This is a genomic window from Paracoccus sp. FO-3, assembly GCF_006386455.1.
Lineage (GTDB): Bacteria > Pseudomonadota > Alphaproteobacteria > Rhodobacterales > Rhodobacteraceae > Paracoccus > Paracoccus versutus.
In genome coordinates this window covers 1-8,031 of record NZ_VCBQ01000154.1, presented here as the reverse complement: position 1 = coordinate 8,031, position 8,031 = coordinate 1, and the positions used below count along the sequence as shown (strand labels likewise).

Genomic DNA, 8,031 nt, shown 5'->3' with positions numbered 1-8,031 from the left:
GGGGGCATCCAAACATGGACGCCGATAGGGGGGCACCATTCAACGCCGATTGACAGTGGCCACCGCCCGCGCCGTGCGCGTTCATGGCGTACTCTGGATCATTGACGAACTGCACGCGGCCGGTGTCTGCGAAGTCGAGCTTCTCATCTCCGCGCTGCAGGTCTGGCGCGCGGATGATGCTGTCTTCCTGCCCGTGGCTGAGATCGACAAGCGGCTGCGCCGTTTCAGCGCATAGCTGCAGAGATTGCCGATCATCTCACCTTCTGGGCATAGGTCTATGGAGGACAGAAGTGCGTCAAGGAATTCGGAAAGCCCATCAGCAGCATTCAGTTCGCGGTGCACCACAACCGATAGCGCCCTTGTCTCGTTACCTCACGGATTAGCCCTCGCGCTTCCATCCAAGCAAGGTTGCGCTGAACGGCAGTTCGACTGGCGCCTGTAATGGCCTCGGCCATTGGCGCAGAAACGAGTGGCCATTCCGTAAGTGTGGCGAGCAGCGCCGGAGGGGTCTTACCCGAGAGCGGCGACATTTCGGTTTCTGCCCGCACAAACCAAGACTCGATGTCATCTAGGTGCCGCATCGCAGTCAGGCACGACGTCGCCATTCCCTCAAGCCAACGAGCGAGGCGCTCGACCGGGGGACCACTAACACGCAGCCCCCCTGCCCCGCCCATGGCGAGCGGTGCGAAGACGGCGCCGCTTCCGTCGCTGGCCGCGATCCTGGACGCGGTGACGGCGGCTTCCATCTGGTCGCCGCGCTGTCCGAGGCCAGCCAGGCTCCAGAGATGAAAGCCCATGCAAGCACGCGTGATCGGGTGGAGATCGGCTGCTGCAGCCATTACGTCCAACCATCCGCCCGCGCGATCTTCGAAACGTTCAGCGCTGTCTTCAATGTTCTCGGGATCGCGGCGATCCAGGAAGGCGGCCAAGTCAGCCTTCGGACCGGGACCGCCTGTCAGGCGCCGAACAGCCCATCCAACTCTTGCCAGAGCATTTGGGTCATCCTGTGCACCTGACAGCCGCATCGATATCCAAAGCGCCAGACGATCAGAACTCACCCGATCCCCTGCGAACCAGCTAAGGTCCGCTGCCTCGATAAGAGCGAGGCGATGCCGCCAGCCTTCCGGGCCACGCAGCAGCCGGTCATCCAGAGCACCCAGGCGTCCAGCAACCCGTGCGAGTCGCGCAGCGTGAACGCCTTCTGCCTTTGCCCAATCTTCTATGACAGCAGTGTCGGGCGGTTCTGTCCGTGGCCCGAGAGGCAAATTATCCGGTTCTTCTTCGAGTGGTCCCGGCAGAAACCAGAGATCCTCTTCGTGAGTGGCTTCATCCTCCTCGATGGTGATGAGGGGATCATTGAAGTTATCAGTAAAAGTGGATGCTTGGGTCTTCATATGTGCAAAATACTGTTCTTTTGCACATTACCCAAGTGATTCTGAGGCGGTTGCCTTCGCTCTTTATATTGTATGCGCGCGCGACTGCCGGTGAAATCTCTCAGATCGCGCTCAGCGCAAGGAAACCAAGGGATTTTGGACGAGCACGACGAGAGAGCACCTACTTGCATTCGTTTACAAACGGTCGTTTATTAGTAGTATATGAAATTGCAAACGGCCTGTTTTGATGCCCCTGATCGGCTATGCGCGCGTCTCGACCGAGGATCAGACCCCCCTGCCCCAGTCGCAGGCCCTGAAATCCGCGGGCTGCGCAGAGATCCATGAAGAGCAAGCATCGGGAGGGAACCGCGCGCGGCCCGTGCTGGCCCGCGTGCTCGAGCGGATTAGCAAGGGCGACACGCTGGTTGTCGTGCGCATCGACCGTCTGGCGCGGTCGCTGTCGCACCTCCTCGAGGTGATCGAACGGCTGGAAGCCAGAGGCGCCTTCTTCCGATCGCTCATGGACCCGATCGACACGTCCTCGCCGCAGGGCAAGTTCACCCTGCAGGTTCTGGGTGCTGCGGCCGAGTTCGAGCGGGCCCTGATCCGCGAACGCACCAAAGCCGGGCTAGCCAGTGCAAAGACTAAAGGCCGGGTTGGCGGCAATCCGGGCCTGCGCGCGCGGGATCCGGCGGCGCTGCGCAAGGTGAGGCTGGCCCGGCAGGACGGCTACATGGAGCGGCTGAATGAGACGGCGCAGGACTGGGTTCCCCATGTCCGTCGCCTGCGCCCCAACTTGGCCTGGGAAGACGTGGTGCGCATCGTCAACGGCCCCCTGCCCCGCGAGCGCCAATGGACGCAAAGCCGGCTTTTGCGCGCCGTTAGCGCCTACGTCCGCGACGGCTTTCTGCCCGAGAGTGTGCTCGCCCGCGCCGACCGCCGCGAGACCGACGACCGCCTGCCCGCCATCGTCGCCGCCATCAAGGGCGCGGACCCCGACATCACGCTTCAGGCGATCTGCTCCCGGCTGGAGGCGATGCGCGAGCGCACGCCCCGCGGGCGGACAAGCTGGCAGCCGTCATCCGTGAAGATGCTGCTAGAGCGTGCCGAGAGGCTGGGGCTGCTAGAGTGAAGTCGCGGGAATCGGTCGCACGATTCTGAAGATCTGCGTTACGTAGGCGTCGACAATACATGTTGTGGCCACGACATCGCGGGCTACGAACTGTTGAAGTGCTCTGCGAACAAGGTTGCCCAAGACGCTGATACTTCAAGGTTTTTTCTCGTCAGAAATTCGCCGTCTCAACGCCCCTAGGCCGCTCAACGGTTTGGACTGGATTTGCTCATCAAAACTGTTAAGGTCTACAAAACAATAAAGACTTGAGGGCAGTGATGAGCGGGATACGGGCCTCCCAAAGATTCGATGTAATGTCCAAGCGGCTCGGTAGCCGGTTGCGTGAACATGCGCAGGAGACGTTCCCACCGGATGCCCAGAAGGGTCTCCGTCGCTTCGCGATGCGGGAAGCAGCCGATCTGCTTCGGATCAACCAGAACACCTTCCGCCATCATGTGTCAAATCTCGAAGGTTTTCCGGAAGGCCTGCTCGAGGGTGGCAACCGCCGCAGCTTCTCTGCCGAGGACATGGTCGAAGCCCAACGCGTCCTTCTTGAGACGGGTAGGATCAAGCCCGATGAGCACCCTCACAGAAGAGCCGGCGAACCGTGCCAGGTCGTGACGATCTTCAACCTGAAGGGCGGCAGCGCGAAAACATCGACCGTTGCTCATGTTGGTCAGCTTCTGGGCCTGCGCGGCTATCGGGTCCTACTTATCGACCTCGACAGCCAGGCAAGTCTGACAAACCTGTTCGGGGTTACCCCTGAACTCGATCCGGACATGCCGACCTCCTACGATCTGATCCGATCCGAGGGGCCCCTGCCCGCCTCAGATATCATTCGAAAAACGAACTTCCCGACAGTGGATCTGATTCCGGCATCCATGGACATCATGGAGTACGAGTTTGAGGTCGCTTTGAGCTTCAGACACGGTGCCACCACGTTCCACAGTCGGATCCGTGAAGCGCTTGAGCCTGTCTTGAACCGATATGATGTGGTGATCTTCGACACGCCGCCGCAGCTGAACTTCTCGGTGATCTCCGCCCTCTTTGCTTCCACTGGGGTCCTGATCCCGCTCAACGCATCCATGCTTGACGTCATGTCTCTGGCAAGCTTTCTCGGCATGGCGAGCAACCTGATGGGCGTCGTCGAGGCGCATGCTCCCGAGCACGGCCTGAACTTCGTGCGGGTGCTGATCACCCGCTACGAGAACACCGACGGTCCACAGGTCCAGATCTCGTCTCTGCTTCGGACGGTCCTTGGCGATGCGGTCCTCCCTGCCGAGTTCCTGAAGTCGACAGCGGTAGGTGATGCCGCAAACACCCAGCAGAGCATCTTTGAGGTCGAACCTCGCGACGTGAACCGCAGAACCTACGAGCGTGCGATCGAGTCCGTTTCGCGCGTGACCGACGAAGTCGAACGCGAAATCCTCAAGGCGTGGGGGCGTAGCCATGGCGCGTAAGGTCTTCGGGGACTCACTCAAGAACGCGATGGGCAATACCGCAACGCCGGACGAAGGTGCGGATCTCGATCTGAAGCGCACGAGCCCGACAGTCGCTCGTGCGCAGGCATCTGTGCTCGAAGAAGACAAACACGCCACGCGCCTGATTGACCCGAGCACCGTGCGGATGTCCGCGGTCATGGACCGTATCGATCCGAGCGATGGCCTAGAAGAACTTGTCTCCTCAATCCGGGAACATGGGCAAAAGGTTCCCATTCTTGTCCGCCGAACCCAGGACGGAGCACTTGAGATCGTCTATGGGCGCCGCCGTCTTCTCGCCTGTCGTGAGCTTGGTCAGAAGGTGCGTGCGACGGTCATGGAGATGACCGAAGAGGAAGCTCTGATCGCTCAAGGCGTGGAAAACAATGCCCGCCAAGACCCCTCGTTTATCGAGAGGGCCCTGTTCGTCGCTGGGATCATTCGGGAACTTGGTAAAACTGACGAGACACGCAAGAACGCACAGACCATCGCCTATCGGGCACTTCAGATCGACGAGTCGCTCGTCTCGCGGATGAACCGTATCGCAACCGGCATTCCGATGGAGCTGATCCAAGCTATCGGACCTGCACACGGCGTTGGTCGGCGAGTCTGGGAGAAGCTTTTCAGGCTGTGCGAGAAGGACGTCGCGAGAGCCAGAGAAGTTGCCCGTGAAATCCCCCGCAACTTGCCAGGCCCAGACCGACTTGACGCAGCGGTTACGCTGCTTACGGCCACCAAGGCAACTACACCCAAGGTTGAGCAAGGTGAGCGCGTGAAGATCGGCCGCAAAGGCAATCGCATCACCATCGATGTGGACCCTGACCTTGCCCCGCGCGTTGAAGACGCCATCCGGAAGCTGATCAGCGAGCTTCTTGACCGCGGTCAAGATGGCCCAGAGTGACGACCCCGTGTCTTGACCGCGGTCAAGACATCAAGAGCAACGAGCAGAAAACGAAAGGAGGACCGGCTAGAAAAGGAAAGACCCCCCGAAAGCGGTGCTTCCGAAGGGCCTCAATCAGTCTCGACACCTGATTGATACCCTCAAAACGAATCGAGTTCAACACCGCTGGCGGTGACCGGGGAAGCTTTTTCTTCCGAAACACCATGAGACATGTAACCCAAACACGAACCGCCATGGCGGAACCGAGAGCTATTGCCTGCCCTACTATCTACGAACTTCTGGGACCGGTACGCGCCCTGCGGAAAGAACTTGGCCTGACGAGCAACGACATCACAGTCTTGACCGCCCTGATCAGCTTTCTTCCCCGTGATCGACAAACCACAAATGGTGAGACCCCACCCAAACTTACCGTTGTGTTCCCCTCCAACGCCTCCTTGTCTGAGCGCGCAAACGGCGTCGATGAGAGGACCCTACGTCGCTGCTTGGGCCGTCTTGACGCAGCCGGCCTCATCGACCGGAAGAACTCGGCAAACGGCAAACGCTTCCCCCTGAGGTATGGCGGCATCATCCGGGACGCGTTTGGGATCGACTTGAACCCACTGATACAGAACCACGACGCACTGGCGGCCGAAGCGTTGAAGGTTGCGGAGAAGCGTGAACGCCTTCGCTCCCTCAGGGCAGAAGCACTAGCACTGCGCGCATCCCTCCTTCAGGACCAGCGCCTCGACGAAGCGCGATTGTCCTCACTCGGAACGATCAGGAACATCCTTCGACGAGCAACCCTCACGGTTGATGCAATCTTGCAGATCATCGCTGATCTCCGCGAACTCGGAGCCAAGGCCGCGCAGAGCTACGGAGAGTGCGAGAGTTCAAGCGTGCCCATAGACGAAGTCCCTGCACACGACCAAGCCCACAGCGATGCTAGCATGCGCGAAATGTCCGCCAGAAACGGACAAAATGACCGGCAGATAGAGTCCATAAAAAAAGAATCTTTTAAGAAAGACGAGCAGGCAAAGCAGACCGGCGCTGACCAAAACAGTGCGGGGCCTTCCATGAACCGAGACCCTGCAAAAATGTCATGGACAGACTTCACACATGTCTCTGACTTCTTTCCAGACCCACCTCGAACAGGAGAAGCCCTCAACCGTGTTCTCTTCGATATCGGGCGATTGCTTAGAATACGCCAGGAAAAGCTGATGCGTGGCCTCCAGAAAACCGGCGCTGGACGGCTTCTAGTGATCTTAGATTACCTGTTGGGAAAAGGAGAAACGATCAGGCAGCCCGAGGCATACTTTGAAACGATCCTGGGCGCATAGAACAAGCAGCTTGGACTTCTTGACCGCGGTCAAGAACGCCGAAGAGAGGGAAAGGTTGGGGGTTTGATGGGTGACGGGAAGTGAGATCGGAAGAGTGGCTTCCGGCGCCCGTCGTGGAGAAGATCTGATGACAAAAGCGGCCCAGAACATCGTCCTGTCCCCATCGCGGGACATCCCCTTCAACAAGCTCATCCTGAGCCAGTCCAATGTGCGGCGCATCAAGGCTGGCGTCTCGGTCGAGGAACTGGCCGAGGACATCGCGCGGCGCGGGCTCCTGCAGAGCCTGAACGTGCGGCCCGTGGTCGATGCTGATGGTGTCGAGACCGGCACGTTCGAGATCCCGGCCGGGGGTCGTCGTTTCCAGGCGCTGTCGCTGCTGGTGAAGCAGAAGCGGTTGGCCAAGACCGCGCCGATCCCCTGCATCGTGCGAGATGCTGCGTCGGAGATCCTGGCCGAGGACGACTCGCTGGCCGAGAACATGCAGCGCGTGGCCTTGCATCCGCTCGACCAGTTCCGAGCTTTCCAGGCACTGCGCGAAAAGGGTCAGGGCGAGGAAGCGATTGCGGCTGCCTTCTTCGTCACGCCGCAGATCGTGAAGCAGCGCCTGAAGCTCGCCTCCGTGGCCCCTGCCCTTCTCGAAGTCTATGCCGAGGATGGCATGACGCTCGAACAGCTGATTGCGTTCACGGTGAACCCCGACCCCGGGCGTCAAGTGCAGGTCTGGGATGCAGTGAAGAACTCCTGGAACAAGGAGCCCTATTCCATCCGGCGCATGCTCACGGAAACTTCAGTCCGGGCCTCGGATCGTCGCGCGGTCTTCGTCGGTGTCGATGCCTATGAGGCGGCAGGTGGCGTCGTCCTGCGCGATCTGTTTCAGGGCGATGATGGTGGTTGGCTCGAGGACCCTGCCCTTCTGGACCAGCTGGTGGCCGCGAAGCTTCAAGCTGAGACCGAAGCGCTGGTTTCCGAGGGCTGGAAGTGGATCGAAGTCGCGACTGACCTGCCCTATGGCTACAGTCACGGTCTGCGACGTCTGGCCGGTGATCCCGCGCCTATGTCTGACGAGGAAAGTGCTGCCCACGCGGCGCTCCTCGCCGAGTATCGTGGGCTGGAGGAGGAATACTCCGGTCAGGACGAATACCCCGAGGAGGTCGATGCGCGCCTTGGTCAGCTCGAGATCACGATGGAAGCGCTCGGGCAACGGCCTCTGATCTACGACCCCGCCGAGATCGGGCGCGCGGGCGTCTTCGTCACGCTGGATCGGGATGGCAGCCTCGCGGTCTATCGTGGCTATGTCCGGCCCGAGGACGAGCCGCGCGAGGAGACCGCGGTCCAGGATGGTGATGGCGCGGACGTCACGGGGCAGGGGGGTGATGTCGGTTTTTCCAACTGGAAACCATCGGCGACCTTCGCCGGGGGCACCGTCATCACTTCGCGTGGTCAGCCGATCGGCGCGGATGCGTCTGATGAGGAAGATGACGGTGCGCTGAAGCCGTTGCCCGAGCGGCTGGTCATGGAACTGACGGCCCACCGGACCCTCGCGCTGCGTGAGGCCATCGGGCGGTCGCCGGACGTGGCGCTGACGCTCCTGCTTCTGAAGCTGGTGACGGATACCTTCCGCACCTCCTCTGCTTCGGGCAGCTGTCTCGAGGCCTCCGTGCGCCATGTCTACATGTCCGCTCAGGCGCCCAATCTGAAGGACAGCGTCGTGGCGAAGCTCGTCGACGAACGTCATGCCGCTTGGGGGGCCGATCTGCCCCTCGGCGACGATGCCGCGCTCTGGGATTATCTGACGGTCCTCAACCACGGCAGCCGTCTGGCGCTTCTGGCGCATTGCCTCAGCTTCGGGATC

At 60.7% G+C, this 8,031-nt stretch carries 7 protein-coding genes; 6 read left to right on the top strand and 1 reads right to left on the bottom strand.

Annotated features, from left to right (window positions below; genetic code table 11):
- The first annotated feature begins 49 nt into the window (after positions 1 to 49).
- On the top strand, positions 50 to 235 hold the full coding sequence (locus FE811_RS24675; RefSeq protein ID WP_255469843.1) for a hypothetical protein: 186 nt from the start codon (positions 50 to 52) through the stop codon (positions 233 to 235).
- 91 nt (positions 236 to 326) lie between these two features.
- Here the strand turns inward: FE811_RS24675 and FE811_RS24670 are convergent, their stop codons facing one another.
- Entirely contained in the window at positions 327 to 1,394 is a 1,068-nt protein-coding gene (locus FE811_RS24670; protein ID WP_062564073.1) for a hypothetical protein, read from the bottom strand.
- 226 nt (positions 1,395 to 1,620) lie between these two features.
- Between FE811_RS24670 and FE811_RS24665 the strand changes: the two genes are divergently transcribed.
- The 5 genes from FE811_RS24665 to FE811_RS24645 form a co-directional block, all read left to right on the top strand.
- Positions 1,621 to 2,505 (top strand): recombinase family protein, encoded by an 885-nt coding sequence (locus tag FE811_RS24665; protein WP_140849166.1) that lies wholly within the window; start codon positions 1,621 to 1,623, stop codon positions 2,503 to 2,505.
- Positions 2,506 to 2,798: 293 nt separating this feature from the next.
- Positions 2,799 to 3,944 carry a plasmid partitioning protein RepA gene (repA, locus tag FE811_RS24660; RefSeq protein WP_181180961.1) on the top strand — a complete coding sequence of 382 codons (1,146 nt, stop codon included), beginning with the start codon at positions 2,799 to 2,801 and terminating at the stop codon, positions 3,942 to 3,944.
- Positions 3,934 to 4,863, top strand: coding sequence for a ParB/RepB/Spo0J family partition protein (locus FE811_RS24655; protein ID WP_140849162.1), 930 nt, complete (start codon positions 3,934 to 3,936; stop codon positions 4,861 to 4,863). The genes repA and FE811_RS24655 overlap by 11 nt, the downstream gene beginning before the upstream one ends.
- Positions 4,864 to 5,066: 203 nt before the next feature.
- Positions 5,067 to 6,179: a helix-turn-helix domain-containing protein gene (locus FE811_RS24650; protein WP_140849159.1), complete on the top strand. Its 1,113-nt coding sequence runs from the start codon at positions 5,067 to 5,069 to the stop codon at positions 6,177 to 6,179.
- A 127-nt stretch (positions 6,180 to 6,306) separates the two neighbouring features.
- Positions 6,307 to 8,031: ParB/RepB/Spo0J family partition protein (locus FE811_RS24645; RefSeq protein ID WP_140849157.1), on the top strand; the 1,725-nt coding region annotated here is incomplete at its 3' end.